The sequence below is a fragment of the Planococcus rifietoensis genome (genome assembly GCF_001465795.2).
Lineage (GTDB): Bacteria > Bacillota > Bacilli > Bacillales_A > Planococcaceae > Planococcus > Planococcus rifietoensis.
Window position 1 is genome coordinate 2,520,960 of sequence record NZ_CP013659.2, and the last position, 14,456, is coordinate 2,535,415.

Genomic DNA, 14,456 nt, shown 5'->3' on the forward strand with positions numbered 1-14,456 from the left:
GACAGTGAGGTGGATTCGATGCAACATGTGGAACGCGAACTTACAGAACACGTTAAATTATGTGATGCCAAAGGCCAATTGAATCCCAATGCCATCGGTTATGCCAAAAAACCGCTTGTCGAGTGCAATTTGAAAGGCAATTTCATGCGTAAGAAAAAATGGAATTATTGGTGTGTATTCGGTGATGAAATCGTCTTTTCAGCCACTATCTGCCATTTGGATTATGCCGCTGTCTGCTTCGTCTATTTCCTTAATTATGAAACACAGCGCTTTTTTGAAAAAACGGTCATGGTGCCCTACTCCAGGAATTTACGCTTATCTGATAGTGTATTGGACAACTCGCTTTTCCATAATTCCGAGATATCGGTTCATTCCATCTATGAAGAGGGCAAAACGCGTTTGGCAGTAACCATCCCTGATTTCGACGGGGAAAAATTACATGCAGCACTGACAATCGCCCATCCGGCCGAAATGGAATCGCTGAACGTCGTCATTCCGTGGAATCGCCAAACCTTTCAATTCACCTCGAAACATCATGCCTTGCCGACAAACGGAACGGTTCAAATCGGGCCAAAGCGTTATGAGTTTGACGAAATGGATAGCTTTTCTGTTTTGGACTATGGCCGGGGCGTATGGCCGCGGACAGCCGTCTGGAATTGGGCCATGGCTTCCCAGCATTCGCTCGGAAAAGTGATCGGCTTGAATTTCGGCGGCAAATGGACCGATGGCACGGGCATGACGGAAAATGCCTTTTTCGTTAATGGCCGTATGACCAAAATCAGCGAAGATGTCATTTTCCTTTACGATGCTGAAGATTTCAAGAAGCCGTGGCTGATCCACACAAAATTGACCGATGACGTCAAATTGACGTTCACTCCATTTTACGAACGCGTGTCAAAATCGGATGCACGTCTTGTGAAATCGGAAGTTCACCAATTGTTCGGCTATTATAATGGCTATGTCCGCTACGCAGATGGCAAGAAGCTGAAAATTCACCAATTGCTCGGTTCTGCAGAAGAACATTACGCAAAGTGGTAATTAGCTTCCCTATTAAAAACCGCCTGATGAATGTCAATCCGACATCCTTCAGGCGGTTTTCTATTTAGGTTCGGCGGTTTTCTTTGTAAAGCGGCTATACAATGGCTTTCCAATGAAAAAGAAAGGAAGCAGGACCACCCCTGCAACAAGCGGCCAAGCTGCAGCACCGGCAACTCCCAAAGTGAATGCTGCAACCACCCATATACTCAATGCAACTAGTTTCATTTCAATTCCCCCAGCATTTTTTCGGGATAATCCGTGAAGATGCCCGAGACGCCAATCTGCTGCAATTGTTCGGCGTAGTCGAGCCGGTTGACGGTATAGACATAAACTTCGCATCCCTTTTCGATCAGTTCGGCACCGTGGCGAAGCGCATACGGCAACGACAGATGAAGCCGCTTCGTCCCGGCCGTCTCTGTATAAGCGACCATATCGACCAGAATATTGGAAGCTAGAATTGCACCTGTCAATTGGTAGCGATCCATCGCCAATTTTACGTCCGGGTGATTGAATGAAGAGATGACGAGCCGATGTTCCATGCCCTGTTCAGCCGCAAGCTTAGCCACTTTTTCCACCGCGCCCACATACGGGAAAACGTCCGTTTTCAATTCCACATTCAGCACGTGATGGGTGTTTTCAAATACCCCAAAAACTTGTGCCAATGTCGGCATTTCGGATCCCGCCCATTCACCTGCTTTCCAGCTTCCGGCGTCCAGTGTTTTCAGTTCGGCAAGCGTCATGTCTTTTACATAGCCTTTGCCGTTTGTGGTGAGGTTCACTTTTTCATCATGGATGACGACAAGTTCACCGTCTGCTGATAAATGCACGTCCAGTTCCACCCCGTGGACCGGCAAGGCTGCAGCTTCCACGAAAGCAGGCAGCGTGTTTTCCGGATGCGTGCCCGAACTTCCGCGATGCGCAAAAATTTCCATAAGCCTGCCTCCTTTTTAGACGTCTGTCCGGATTTGCCAAAGTTCCGGGAAGAAATATTGATCCAATACTTTCTTTAAATAATTGACACCAGACGATCCGCCTGTCCCTTGTTTAAAACCGATGATCCGTTCGACCGTTTTCATGTGGCGGAACCGCCATTGTTGCAGCCAATCTTCAATGTCGACCAACTTCTCCGCCAATTGATACAGTTCCCAGTGCTCATCGACGTTGCGGTAAATTTCCTTCCACGCTTCCCGGACACTGTCGTTCGGTTCGTATACAGTGCTGACATCGCGCGTAAGGACACTGTCGTCGATCTTGAATCCGCTGCGCGCCAATTTTTGGATGGCGGCATCATACAAGCCCGGTGCGTGGAACGCTTCTGTTAATTGCTCGTGCAAGACCGGGTCTTTTTCATAGATGCTTAAGACATGCTTGGTTTTGTAGCCGAGCGCAAATTCAATCATGCGGTACTGATAGGACTGAAAGCCGCTCGCATTGCCGAGGTCATCCCGGAACTCCAAGTATTCAGCAGGGGTCAAGGTCGACAGCACATCCCAGCCTTGGATGATTTGCGACTGGATACGCGATACGCGTGCCAATTGCTTGAACGCGGGCTGCAGATCGTCCGCCTCGATATGGCGGATGGCCGCCGACAACTCATGCAAAATCAGCTTCATCCATAGTTCGGATACTTGATGGATGATGATGAAAAGCGATTCATCGTGATGTCCGCTGACACCGTCTTGTGCAGACAACAGCTTGTCGAGATGCAAATAATCGCCGTAAGTCATGCTTTCCTTGAAATCCGTGCGGATATTTCGTTCGTTTGCAGCGGCGATGTTCTGCCCGTTTTTGTATTTATCCATTTAAATGGCTCCATTCAAGCTCAGCTTATGCTCGACTCTGCTAGTGATTCCTATCGTACGATACTTTTTGACATTTTTCATTGCTTACTCCCCGTTATTTCGGGAATAGAACGGTAAACAGTCAAATTTGAAAGGAAGTTTTATGCTATGACAAAAAATAAAAAATTGATCTTTCCTGCCCTTATCATGTCTTCTGCACTTTCCCTGGCGGCTTGCGGCGATGAGGAGGAAGTCACCCAGCCTGTCACAGATGAGGCCGCTGAAGAAACGCCAGCGCCGGAAGCAGAGTCGACTGAAGATGCTTCTCCAAGCGGCGGAACCGAAGGAACTGCGGACGGCGAAACATACGGATTCACTGACTTGTCCGTTGATGTCGATATGCCTGACCAAGATGACGCCTTAGATTTTAGCTACGAAGAAGAGCGCGGCCAAGTCGAGGCAGAATATGAGAATAAGATCGACGGCGTTGATCTGACGGGCGATGAAGCTTTCAATGAACTGGAACAAGGCTTGTCCCAGTTGAACTTAACGCCTGATACGCCAGACGACGAAGTCATCAGCCAAGTTGTTGAAGCTTTCGGCATTGACGCTGGCTTTAAGAAAATCGAAATTGAAATAGATTATGCAGACGGCTCCGATAAAAATTATGAACAAACAAATCAATAAGCCTTAAAACATAGCTGTCCAGTGGATTTACCGCTGGGCGGCTTTTTCATTGCACTGCGGGCTGCCAATAAGAAATAGTCGATAATTTTGTAAAGCCCGCCTTTTCATAAACCGGTCGCGCCACATTGTCAGTTTCCACTTCAACCAGCACGCGAGCCATTTTTTTCTGATGGGCCCATTGCCGCGCCCACTTCAAAAATGCTTGGCCATGGCCTGATCGCTGGGCATCCGGCGACACAGCAAGCGCCGTCACCCATAACGCTTGGTCTTCGCTGCTCAATGTAGCCGTTGCCACAAGTTTGCCTTCGTGCCGCATCAAATAGACATGGCGTTCCGGATCTTCTAGATTGTGCTCAAGCACCGGGAGAACAGATTCATCAAATGCCGCGCGCAAAAGATTCGCCAATACATCCAAATGCTTTTCTTCATACACAGCAACCTCCACTCCCTCACCGAGTTCATAAGCAGGAAGAGGATCCGCTTCAAACTGTAATTCTTGGAAAGAACGATGATAGCCAAGGCCTTCCAGCCAACTATCCGATGCGCTATGCTCCGTGAATGCCGCAAGCACGCTTTCTGCCCCTCGCTGTTCGAGAGAATGCCGCACGCCATCAGCCAAAGCTGTTGCCAGCCCAAGCCGGCGGTAATCCGGGGAGACAAATGCTGACCATTCGTAATGATGCAAGCCGACCAAATCGCCTGCAGCCGCACAGCCGACCAACTCTCCGCTATCGGTGTAAGCAAGCACCGCAAATCCTTTCGCAAACGGTTTTTGCCATAATTCATTGTGCAGCAAAGTTCGGCACTCATCCGGCTCGCCGTCAATCAACCGTTCCATTTCCCCCGCAGTCTCCGCATCCAGCGGAAACGACGCAATCGACAGGGATAATTCCATTTCCATCCCGCCTTCCTTTTTCTTCTTATCATAACCGCCCACAGCAAAGCCCGCCACCTGATTCCAGAAATTAAGACTTCTTCCATTGCCTGTTCTTTTCCATAAGAAAAGCACAAGGCAGACTCTTCTCCGCCTCGTGCTTTAGTTTCATTATAATTTGGCATCTGCGAGCATCGTCGCATACAAGCCATCTTTTTTCAGCAATTCGTCCTGACTGCCTGATTCGACTAGCTTGCCGAGCTCCATGACATAGACGAAGTCCGCTTTTCTCACTGTATTCAACCGATGGGCAATAACAAAACTCGTGCGCCCTTCCATAAGCCTTTCGAGCGCTTCCTGGATTTTCAGCTCCGTCACGGTGTCGATCGAACTCGTCGCCTCGTCGAGCAGCAAAATGACCGGATCGGCGATAAGCGCCCGCGCAATCGACAACAATTGCTTCTGCCCCTGGCTGATCATCGAACCGTCGCCAGATAGCACCGTGTCGTAGCCTTCCGGCAGTTTGGAGATGAAGTCATGGGCGTTGGCTTGTTTCGCTGCTTCCAACACTTCCTCGTCGCTCGCATCAAGCTTGCCGTAGCGGATGTTGTCGCTAACCGACGCTTCGAACAGGAACGGATCCTGCAAGACGAACGCAATTTGCTTGCGCAAAGTTTCGCGCGGCATCGCCCCGATTGGCGTGCCGTCGATGCGGATCTCGCCTTCATCGACATCGTAAAATCTTGCCAATAGCTGCATGACCGTCGTTTTTCCGGCACCTGTCGCCCCGACGAATGCCGCCGTCTGCCCAGTTTCCACCGTGAAGCTCAATTTGCGAATGGTCCATTCCTCTTCAGCGCCTTCGTATTTAAAAGACACATTATCGAATTCTACTTTTCCTTCAAGCCGCTTTTCAGCGTTGTGTTTTGTATCATCGGCTTCTTCCGCTTCGTCCATGATGGCGAAGACACGTTCAGCCCCTGCAATGGCCGACAGCACCGTATTGAATTGGTTCGCCAAATCGTTCAACGGCCGCGTGAACTGTCGTGAATACTCGGTGAAGATAACAATCACACCGATTGTGACCGAGCCGTTCAGAGCAAGCAATCCACCGACACCCGCCACGATCGCAAAACTGCCGTTGTTGAGGAAGTTCATCACTTTTGGAATGAACCCGGCATAGGTCCAAGCCCAGAAACCGTTGCGGCGGAGGCGTTCGCTTTTGACGAGAAACTCATCCATGACTCGGTCTTCCTGGGAAAAGGCTTTGACGATCTTTTGGCCAGAAATGGTTTCTTCGATCATGCCGTTCAGATCCCCGACCGCTTTTTGCTGTTCTTTATACAAACGGCCCGTACGTTTTGTGATCCAGCGAACGGACCAATACATAATTGGAATGATGATGAACGTCAATACGGTGAGAATCGGGCTGAGAAACACCATGACTACTGCCGTCCCGACCAGTGTCAAAATACTCGAAAACACTTGTATAAACGATGTATTGAGTGTCGATGAAACATTCTCGATATCGTTGGTCATGCGGCTCATCAATTCGCCGTGCTGGCGTTTATCGAAAAACGACACCGGCAAGCGTTGAAAATGCCCAAACAGTCCCGCCCGCATTTGATAGATGACTTGCTGGGCAATCCCGACCATCCAGTAGTTTTGCAAGTAGAGAGTCACCGAATGGAGCACATAGACCACGACCAGCCAGCCGATGATCAAACCCATTCCTTCGAATGCTCCCGGAACAATATACGTATCAATGATATACCCGATCAAAAATGGACCGAGCAATGCCATTGCGGAACTGACGAATACAAGTGTCAAGACGATGATCAATAGCGTGCGTTGTTCGTCCACGAGCTTCCAGATCCGCAGCAATGTGGATTTCCAGTTTTTTGCGCGTTCATTTTTGTTATCCGGTGATTTTTTCAAATCTTCCTTCGTCAATACCGGCTCGTAGCCAAAAGGCCGGCGGATTGCATTAAACATATTCATCCACCTCCTCTGCTTGTTGGGACTGTGCAATCTCACGATACAAAGGAGACATATTCAATAGTTCGTCGTGTGTGCCATAAGCTGACGCGACGCCGTCCTCCAATAGCAGGATGCGGTCTGCGCGCATCGCCGTGCGCACTTTCTGCGTCACCAAGAGTGTCGTCGCTTGTTCTTTGTCAAGCTCCGCCCACAAGGCAGATTCGGTCTTCACATCAAGCGCACTGGTGCTATCATCGAGAATCAGAATCGACGGTTTGCGTACCAATGCCCGTGCGATCGACAAGCGCTGCTTTTGACCGCCGGATAAATTGACGCCTTTTTGGCCGACGCGCGTTTCATAGCCTTTCGGAAAGCGCTGGACCGTTTCATCAATTTGGGCTTTTTCCGCAGCTCCCTGCAATTCCCAAAGCGCCGCCTGCTCCTTGCCCCAAGAAAGATTATTGGAAATGCTGCCGGTAAAGAGCATCGATTGCTGCGGCACAAGCCCAATCGTCTTGCGCAGTTCCTGCAAATCCCACTCACGGACGTCACGGCCGTGCACCGATACGCTTCCTTCTGTCGCTTCATAAAATCTCGGAATCAGCTGCAATAGCGAGGTCTTTCCGGATCCCGTAGCGCCCATAATAGCTAGTTTTTCACGCGGCGCCAGCTCGAAGCTAATGTGTTGAAGCACTCTTCGGGAAGTGCCCGGATACGCAAAGGAAACATCGTCAAAACGCACGGTCCCTTCTCTGAGCGGCATAGTCGCCCCGTTTACTGCCTCGCCATCATCATCCGCCAACAGGACTTCTTCAATACGGTCAGAAGATGCTTTGGCACGCGCAAAGGCCATGATAATGAATGAGAACATTGAAAATGCGCCAGTCATGCGCATTGCGTAATTGACGATGGCGACTAATTCACCGATTTGCGCATCACCGCTCTGGATTCCAAAAGCACCGAACCAAATAACTGCCAGCAGCGAGACGTTCATGCCAAATAGCAGAATTGGCAAAATAATTTCCATGATGCGGAACGCTTTGACCGTATCGGTCTTGAGCGCACCCGCCACTTCGGAGAATCGATTCGCTTCATACTTGCCGCGCAAATATGCTTTGATCAGCCGGACCGCTTGCAGGTTTTCTTGCACCATACGGTTGACCTTATCAAGCCGACGCTGCACAAAGCTGAAATAGACGACGCCTTTTCTCACCATAACGTATAAAAACACCAGTAAAATCGGGAAGACAATGACCAAATAAACCGCCAATTGCGCATTGACGACAAACGCCATGACCATGCTGCCAATGACTATCAGCGGCGCGCGCAGCATGATGCGCAAACCCATGTACAGCACTTGCTGAATCATCTGGACGTCACTTGTCAGCCGTGTAATGAGGCCTGATGCCGGAAACTTATTGAACATGGCAAGCGAGAACGACTGGACACGCTCATAAACTGCCCGCCTGACGTCAAACGAAAAGCTGTGGGATGCATGGGAAGCGAAATACGAATTGACAACTCCTGACAAAAACCCAATCAATGACAAGCCCATAAGCACAAGCCCCAGGCGAATGATCGTGTCTTGGTCTCCAGCTACGATGCCATCATCGATGATGCTCGCAATGACCAAAGGCTGCAGGAGTTCGACAACCAACTCCAAGAGCATCAGGAACAGTGCCACACCTATCAGGAAGGAATAAGGTTTGGTATAAGAGAAAACAGTTTTCATAATGGTGCCTCCTGAACATTTCGAAACTCGAACTTTATTTAAAACTAGTATGCCATAATTTTCAGATATCAGGTAGAGATATCCCTTTTTTTGTCATACATTAAAATGAATCTTTTTTGCTTTCAAAAATGAAAAAGGCACACAGCATTTTGCTGCATGCCTCCACTCAAGAGCGGTCTTCGACAGTTTTTTCACTGCCTGCAAAAGATAGCCAAGTGACGAAGACCAACATGAGAAAAGCTCCACCGATTTGCAATGGGGATAGAAAATGGCCGAACCAGACAAGCGAAATGACCATCGCCGTCAATGGCTCCATCGCGGATAAAATGCTCGTCTCTACAGGCGAAATGAATCGCATGCTACTGAGAAACAGCACAAACGCCATCGTACCGACCACAATAATTGCGATGATTGCCACAATGAGTGTCGGGTCTGCCAACAGCCCCCATTCATCCGACAGGAAAATCGGATTGATGAGCCCGAGAAAGATGCCGCCGAACAGCATCGACCAACCGACCACGAGCAAGACGCCCCATTCCTGCATCAGCCGGGCCGGATACAGCGTGTAGAACGTAAATGCCAAACCGACAAGAACGCCCCAAAAAAGCGCTTCTCCGCTGATGACCAAGGAATCCAAGCGTCCGTCCGTCAACAATAAAAACAAGCCAGCGAGCGTGCCGAGCATGCCGAGCACCTGATAGACCGGCGGCCATTTACGCAGGCGCATGGAAACGAAGACGATGACATAGACAGGCGCAAGAAACTGCATCAGCGTGGCAAAAACAGCATTGCTCGTATCGATCGCTGCGACGAAACTGTATTGGACGCCAAGCATGCCCGCCACTGAAAAGATTAATAAGGGACGCGTCCATATCTTTTGACGGAAAATCGATGTCACCTGCACCTGCTTCATTTTCAAAAACAACAGCAGCACGATGCCGGCGACAATAAGCCGGATGGTCAGAAGAAATGGCACAGAAATCGCATAAACATCGAGTGTCCATTCCATGAGCGGTCCGGTGGCTCCCCAAAGCATCGCTCCTATCAATATCATCGATACTCCTTTTAGACGTTCCATTCGCCCCACTCCTTCCATTAAACAAAGCCAACCCGTGACGAATTGGCTAATTCGGCTGTATTTATCAGTATAAGCGCTAAAAATCGGGACAATTTTATCGATTCCCTCAATTTTCAATCGAATCATGCCTATTCTCTCATGAGAGGCTAAAAAAGGATAGTAGCTTTTCTATGCTAAAATTCCCGTGTTATATTTTTGTAAAGTGGTGACGAAAGACCTTTTCTTCTTTATAATGAAAGTACAAAACGGTTAAGGAGCGTCAGTTAATGAGTGAAAAGCAGGATTTTTTGGCACAAACCCTAGCATATAACCATATTCCCTTCCCTATCATCATTTTCGATCAAGAAGGACTCATCACTTGGTTCAACGGGCACGCCGAACGCATCTTTCAACTAAATACAGAAACCGCTAAAGGCCAACCCTTTCCCTATATGAATCCAGAACAAGCGTCTCTCCACAAGCAGCCATGGGAACTGCTGTTGGAAAGCACAGATCCAGTACGGTTCGAAAATATGGAAATCGGGCTTGGCAGCGGCGGGCAAAGCTATTCCACAGTCGTTACGAAAGCGTTCACATCGCATGGCGAACGTTTTCTTCTGACGATCTATGAGATCGATGATAGCGTAAGCGCCGACTCGGCTGCAAGAGAATTGAGCCATCTTCGCCACGGGCTGGATGATTCGTTTATGATGACTTATTTCGATCAAGAGTTTCTTGTCACATACGCGAATCCCCATTTCCTAAAGCTCAGCAAATGGACCCCGAAACGTGTGCTCGGCAAGCCCGTATGGCAAATGTTCCATGACAGCGAAGAAGACATTGAGTTTGTCGATTCGATTCTGGAAAGCTTGAAAGATGGGCACGTATGGAACGGCGAAGCGAAAAAAGCGACCAAAGACGGTGAAACTTATTGGGTCGACTTAACGGCGATTCCGATGCAATTGTCAGAGGAGGATGCGTATTACATCTTCCTTGAAAAAGACATTACAGAAACAAAGCATGCCCAAAAGCACCTCGAGGAAATCGCTTTTATCGACCCGATTACTGGGCTCGAAAACCGCCACCGCCTTGAACAAGCCGTCGCGGAACATATCAAGGAAGGCCGCCATTTCTCTTTCCTGTTCCTTGACATCGACCGGTTCTACACTTTGCGTGACGTATCGGATACCGATACGGAAAATGAATTGCTGATCGAATTTACGAAACGCTTGCGCATGTATTTCTCGGATTCCTTGATTACGCGCGCCGGGCTTCATGAATTTGCGTTGATCACGCCATTGCCGAACTGGTTCATCGAGGGCTTCCTGCCTTATTTGCAGCAGCACCCGATCTATATCGGCGGCACGGCAGTTCCTTTGACGGTCAGCGGCGCCATTACGAAATATCCGGAAGACCAGCAAAGCTTCGTCCACTTGATCAAAGCTTCCTATGCAACAATCAAGAAAGTCAAAGACCGCGGCGGCAGCGCCATTTCCACTTTGACGGCAGACGACCACGAACGCCTGAACCGCAAAGCGCTTATTGAAAAGCGCCTTGTTCATGCTTTGGACCGGAAAAACCTGCAATTGTTGTATCAGCCGCAAGTGAATCTCTCGACTGGCAATGTCGAAAGCGTAGAGGCGCTTGTCCGTTGGAATGATGACGAAATCGGCGTCGTGACGCCTGATGAACTTATTCCGATTGCGGAAGAAAACGGCATGATCCATGAAATCGGCAGTTTCGTTTTGGAGACTGCTTGTGCGCAATTGAAAGATTGGAAAGCGAAAGGGATTAATTTGCGTATCAGCATCAACTCTTCCATCCGTGAATTCCGCGATAAGGATATGGCGAGCAAGCTAATCGAGCAAATGAAAGCAAATAATTGTGATCCGCATTCCTTGATGATCGAGATCACGGAGAAATTCGCGCTTGAAGCTGAAGCGGAACGGCCGATCATGCAGCAAATGAACCGCCTAAGCCAACAAGGTGTGCAATTTGCGTTGGATGATTTCGGAACGGGGTACGCATCGTTCCGTTACATGTTGCTATTGCCGATTTCTTCCTTGAAAATCGACCGGACCATCATCCAGTCGATCACAAAGCAGGAAAAAATGCAGAAAATGATTAAGGGCATGATCCAATTCGGCAAATCGCTTGATTTCCAAGTGACCGCTGAAGGAGTCGAAACGAACGAGCAGCTTGAACTGCTTCGGGCAATGGATTGCAATAGCATCCAAGGCTATATCATCAGCCATCCGATGAGCGCACAAGAACTCGAGAAATGGCTAAAATAACCTCCTTCCCCAGACTGCGGGCAATCCGCGGTCTGGGGATTTTTATTCTGTTAGGATTGAAAATTTAGTATAGAAATTTTAAATTATTGGAGTTCGCATCATATGGATATTCGCTGCCTCGCTTTGGGTTGGCCTTTGGCTACAATGAATTGGCGAAAGTAAATTGAGCCAATTCATCTGCGATGCTTGAGCGTAGCGAAAGTGGAGCAAGCCGGTTCATACGAATATTGGGTGCAGCTTTTCTCCTACTGCGTCGGCTCACCCTGTTCGCCCGGCAGCTTATACATTTCACTGATTGTGAGGTGTTTACGGGAATCTGTTTTTTTACGAGTTGCCGGCTAGTGGGGGAATCGCTTCCCGGAGTTAGCGACAGATTGAGGCGTTATTGTCAGATCCTGCATACATTATTCCCACAAAAAAAGACTGCCCGTAAAGCTGGCAGCCTGTTGTTTCATCAATCATTCCTGTGTAAAGCCCATTTTTTTCTGAGTGCGCCGTGCTTGATACTTGAAATACAATTGCATGAGCACTTCCGCGAACACCAGGCCCATCGCGATTGCGCCTGAAATCATCAATGCCTGTACAGCAAAATCGACCGCTTCCATGTAATCATTCTCCACGATATTGCGCATCGCATTGTATGCACGGCTTCCAGGAACGAGCGGAATGATGCCGGCGACACTGAAAATGATCATCGGCATCTTAAAGATCTTCGCCAAGATGTGCGCAACGATCGCGACAATAAAGGCGCCGGCGAAGGTTGCTTGAATCGGGTCATCAAACATGAGGAAATAACTCCGGTAGAAAAGCCAGCCGCTCATCCCGACAAGCCCGCAACTGATAAGCGTCTTTCTTGGGATATTGAAAATGATGCCGAATGCGCCGGCTGCCAAAAAACTTAGAAACGCCTCCAAAGGCCAGTTCATTCGATCTCCTCCTTAAAATGACAATACGATGGCGATGCCGGCCCCGATGGCGAATGCCGTCAGAAAAGCTTCCGCACCCATCGATAGGCCCGATACAAAATGGCCGGCCATCATGTCGCGTACGGCGTTGGTGATCAGCAAGCCGGGCACCAATGGCATGACCGAACCGATGATAATCGTATCGGGATCGTTCCCGAATCCACTATTCACAACGAGCACCGCTAAAGTACCTATGGCGACCGCTCCGATAAATTCCGCGAAAAACTTGACCCTTGTTTTCACGAGTACCATTTCCACAATATAAAATCCGATTCCCCCGATGACAAAAGCGAACGGAATGTCCGCCCAGCCACCGCCCATCAAAATCAGGAAGCAGGCACTGGCAACTGCAGCTGCGAGCACTTGCAGCCACAAAGGGAACAAGTAATGGTTTTTTTCGATTTCCGTCATTTCTTCATACGCTTGCTGCAATGTCAGCTGGCCTGCCACAAGACGCCTCGACACAGCGTTGACACGCGCTACCCGTTCGAGATCGGTACGGCGGCCGTGGATGCGGACAAAGCGCGTCGGCAAATCATTGCTCGGGGAAAACATGATGCCCGCTGGAGTCACAAAGCAATGGGAATCCATCATATTTTGCGAAACCGCCATCCGGATCATCGTATCTTCCACCCGGTATGTCTCCGCGCCGCTTTCCATCATGACTTTTCCGGCCAACAGAAAACAATCCAGCGCGAGTTCTCTTCTGACTTCCGATATTTCGGCCATCTGGTCTCCCCCCTTTTTCTTCTGTACCATCATACCGCAGGCAAGGCAAAATTAAAACGCTCCGGTTACCGGAGCGTTTCATCGGCATATTTTATGGTTTTAAAATGACTTTGGTGCACTCGTCTTCGTGGTCGTTGAAAATCCGGTATGCTTCGCTCGCCTGTTCGAGCGGCACGATGTGGGAAATGATCTCACGCGGATCGAACTCGCCTTTTTCGATCTTGTCGAGGAGCATCGGCATCAAATGGATGACCGGCGCTTGGCCCATCTTCATCGTCACATTGCGTTCGAACAGATTGCCGAGCGGGAATTGATTATAGGTCAACCCGTAGACGCCCGTCAATTGAATGGTCCCGAATTTGCTGACGGCATCTTTCGCGATATCAATCGCGCTCAATGTCCCGCCTTGCAGCATCAGCTTTTGCTGAACGGCTTCTGACGCCGATTTCTTGCCGTCCATCCCCACACAATCAATGACGACTCGTGCGCCGCCTTTTGTAATTTCATGGATCAGCGCCCCCGTATTGTCATGCTGGCTAAAGTCGACGATTTCCACATTATTCATCTTTTTCGCTTTTTCCATCCGGTACGGCAATTCATCTACCGCAATAACCCGTGCCGCCCCTTTCATCCAGGCAAACTTCTGGGTCATCAGGCCAATTGGTCCGCAGCCGAGAACGACGACCGTATCGCCTTCTTTGACACCTGCGTTCTCGACGCTCCACCAGGCGGTCGGCAATACGTCTGATAGGAACAGGACCTGTTCATCTTCGAGCTCGGAAGATTCCGGAATGACCAATGGCATGAAGTTAGCGTAGGGCACGCGCAAATATTCAGCCTGTCCTCCTGAATAATCGCCATAGCGTTCCGTCAAACCGAAATAGGCGCCTGTATCAAAATGGGGATTGCCGTTTGAATTGTCGCATTGGCTTTCCATTTCATGTGAGCAATAGAAGCAATGGCCACAGCTAATATTAAATGGCAGGACGATTCGATCGCCTTTTTTCACTTTGGTGACGTCCGGTCCCGCTTCTTCGACAATGCCCATCGGTTCATGGCCGATGACGGTATTCTTGGTGGTCGGCAATGCCCCTTGATAGATGTGCAAATCGGTCCCGCAAATGGCGGTGGAAGTTATTTTCACAATGATGTCATCACGTTTTTGGAGTTCCGGGTCTTTGACTTCTTTGACTTGCATGTCTTTTGTTCCTTGAAACGTTACTGCCTTCATGTTTTTCCCTCCCGTTTATTGGTGTCAGAATATTTTTGTTATTCCCGTTTTCTGTCAGTGCAAACGTCTTATTTCCAACGCTGTTCCG

At 49.1% G+C, this 14,456-nt stretch carries 13 protein-coding genes; 3 read left to right on the forward strand and 10 right to left on the reverse strand.

Translation table 11 applies throughout. The features are described from left to right. Positions 1-18 precede the first annotated feature (18 nt). Entirely contained in the window at positions 19-1,038 is a 1,020-nt protein-coding gene (locus tag AUC31_RS12475; RefSeq protein WP_058382872.1) for a DUF2804 domain-containing protein, read from the forward strand. 60 nt (positions 1,039-1,098) lie between these two features. Here the strand turns inward: AUC31_RS12475 and AUC31_RS17750 are convergent, their stop codons facing one another. From AUC31_RS17750 to kynA, 3 genes are read right to left on the reverse strand one after another with little or no spacing between them, the layout of a single operon-like run. Beyond that, on the reverse strand, positions 1,099-1,263 hold the full coding sequence (locus AUC31_RS17750; RefSeq protein WP_157073499.1) for a hypothetical protein: 165 nt from the start codon (positions 1,261-1,263) through the stop codon (positions 1,099-1,101). Next, positions 1,260-1,970, reverse strand: a complete 711-nt coding sequence (locus AUC31_RS12480; RefSeq protein WP_058382871.1) for a glycerophosphodiester phosphodiesterase family protein — start codon at positions 1,968-1,970, stop codon at positions 1,260-1,262. Before AUC31_RS12480 ends, AUC31_RS17750 begins: the two co-directional genes overlap by 4 nt. Positions 1,971-1,985: 15 nt before the next feature. Continuing rightward, complete coding sequence (gene kynA / locus AUC31_RS12485; protein ID WP_058382870.1) at positions 1,986-2,840, reverse strand: tryptophan 2,3-dioxygenase; 855 nt, start codon at positions 2,838-2,840, stop codon at positions 1,986-1,988. A 147-nt stretch (positions 2,841-2,987) separates the two neighbouring features. On the opposite strand from kynA, the gene AUC31_RS12490 reads away from it, so the two are divergent. Beyond that, complete coding sequence (locus AUC31_RS12490; RefSeq protein WP_058382869.1) at positions 2,988-3,506, forward strand: YusW family protein; 519 nt, start codon at positions 2,988-2,990, stop codon at positions 3,504-3,506. A 46-nt stretch (positions 3,507-3,552) separates the two neighbouring features. On the opposite strand, the gene AUC31_RS12495 is transcribed toward AUC31_RS12490, so the two are convergent. The 4 genes from AUC31_RS12495 to AUC31_RS12510 form a co-directional block, all read right to left on the reverse strand. Then, complete coding sequence (locus AUC31_RS12495; RefSeq protein WP_237150604.1) at positions 3,553-4,443, reverse strand: GNAT family N-acetyltransferase; 891 nt, start codon at positions 4,441-4,443, stop codon at positions 3,553-3,555. Positions 4,444-4,551: 108 nt separating this feature from the next. After that, entirely contained in the window at positions 4,552-6,375 is a 1,824-nt protein-coding gene (locus AUC31_RS12500) for an ABC transporter ATP-binding protein (RefSeq protein ID WP_058382868.1), read from the reverse strand. Continuing rightward, on the reverse strand, positions 6,368-8,092 hold the full coding sequence (locus tag AUC31_RS12505; RefSeq protein ID WP_058382867.1) for an ABC transporter ATP-binding protein: 1,725 nt from the start codon (positions 8,090-8,092) through the stop codon (positions 6,368-6,370). The genes AUC31_RS12500 and AUC31_RS12505 overlap by 8 nt, the downstream gene beginning before the upstream one ends. A 166-nt stretch (positions 8,093-8,258) precedes the next feature. Further along, a complete protein-coding gene (locus AUC31_RS12510) occupies positions 8,259-9,170 on the reverse strand; it encodes a DMT family transporter (protein ID WP_058382866.1) in 912 nt (303 codons plus the stop codon). Between the two features lie 266 nt (positions 9,171-9,436). Between AUC31_RS12510 and AUC31_RS12515 the strand changes: the two genes are divergently transcribed. Continuing rightward, on the forward strand, positions 9,437-11,443 hold the full coding sequence (locus AUC31_RS12515) for a putative bifunctional diguanylate cyclase/phosphodiesterase (protein ID WP_058382865.1): 2,007 nt from the start codon (positions 9,437-9,439) through the stop codon (positions 11,441-11,443). A gap of 458 nt (positions 11,444-11,901) precedes the next feature. Here the strand turns inward: AUC31_RS12515 and AUC31_RS12520 are convergent, their stop codons facing one another. From AUC31_RS12520 to AUC31_RS12530, 3 genes are all read right to left on the reverse strand, one after another. Further along, on the reverse strand, positions 11,902-12,369 hold the full coding sequence (locus AUC31_RS12520) for a threonine/serine exporter family protein (protein ID WP_058382864.1): 468 nt from the start codon (positions 12,367-12,369) through the stop codon (positions 11,902-11,904). Between the two features lie 12 nt (positions 12,370-12,381). Beyond that, positions 12,382-13,137, reverse strand: a complete 756-nt coding sequence (locus AUC31_RS12525; RefSeq protein ID WP_058382863.1) for a threonine/serine exporter family protein — start codon at positions 13,135-13,137, stop codon at positions 12,382-12,384. A 91-nt stretch (positions 13,138-13,228) separates the two neighbouring features. Beyond that, on the reverse strand, positions 13,229-14,368 hold the full coding sequence (locus AUC31_RS12530; RefSeq protein WP_058382862.1) for a zinc-dependent alcohol dehydrogenase: 1,140 nt from the start codon (positions 14,366-14,368) through the stop codon (positions 13,229-13,231). Positions 14,369-14,456 lie beyond the last annotated feature (88 nt).

Bases quoted from the DNA above. Each gene is read 5' to 3' on its own strand.
- AUC31_RS12510 (WP_058382866.1), bottom strand. From the start codon at position 9,170: ATGGAACGTCTAAAAGGAGTATCGATGATATTGATAGGAGCGATGCTT.
- AUC31_RS12525 (WP_058382863.1), bottom strand. From the start codon at position 13,137: ATGGCCGAAATATCGGAAGTCAGAAGAGAACTCGCGCTGGATTGTTTT.
- AUC31_RS12530 (WP_058382862.1), bottom strand. From the start codon at position 14,368: ATGAAGGCAGTAACGTTTCAAGGAACAAAAGACATGCAAGTCAAAGAA.
- AUC31_RS12490 (WP_058382869.1), top strand. From the start codon at position 2,988: ATGACAAAAAATAAAAAATTGATCTTTCCTGCCCTTATCATGTCTTCT.
- AUC31_RS12520 (WP_058382864.1), bottom strand. From the start codon at position 12,369: ATGAACTGGCCTTTGGAGGCGTTTCTAAGTTTTTTGGCAGCCGGCGCA.
- AUC31_RS12475 (WP_058382872.1), top strand. From the start codon at position 19: ATGCAACATGTGGAACGCGAACTTACAGAACACGTTAAATTATGTGAT.
- AUC31_RS12515 (WP_058382865.1), top strand. From the start codon at position 9,437: ATGAGTGAAAAGCAGGATTTTTTGGCACAAACCCTAGCATATAACCAT.
- AUC31_RS12500 (WP_058382868.1), bottom strand. From the start codon at position 6,375: ATGTTTAATGCAATCCGCCGGCCTTTTGGCTACGAGCCGGTATTGACG.
- AUC31_RS12505 (WP_058382867.1), bottom strand. From the start codon at position 8,092: ATGAAAACTGTTTTCTCTTATACCAAACCTTATTCCTTCCTGATAGGT.
- AUC31_RS17750 (WP_157073499.1), bottom strand. From the start codon at position 1,263: ATGAAACTAGTTGCATTGAGTATATGGGTGGTTGCAGCATTCACTTTG.
- kynA (WP_058382870.1), bottom strand. From the start codon at position 2,840: ATGGATAAATACAAAAACGGGCAGAACATCGCCGCTGCAAACGAACGA.
- AUC31_RS12480 (WP_058382871.1), bottom strand. From the start codon at position 1,970: ATGGAAATTTTTGCGCATCGCGGAAGTTCGGGCACGCATCCGGAAAAC.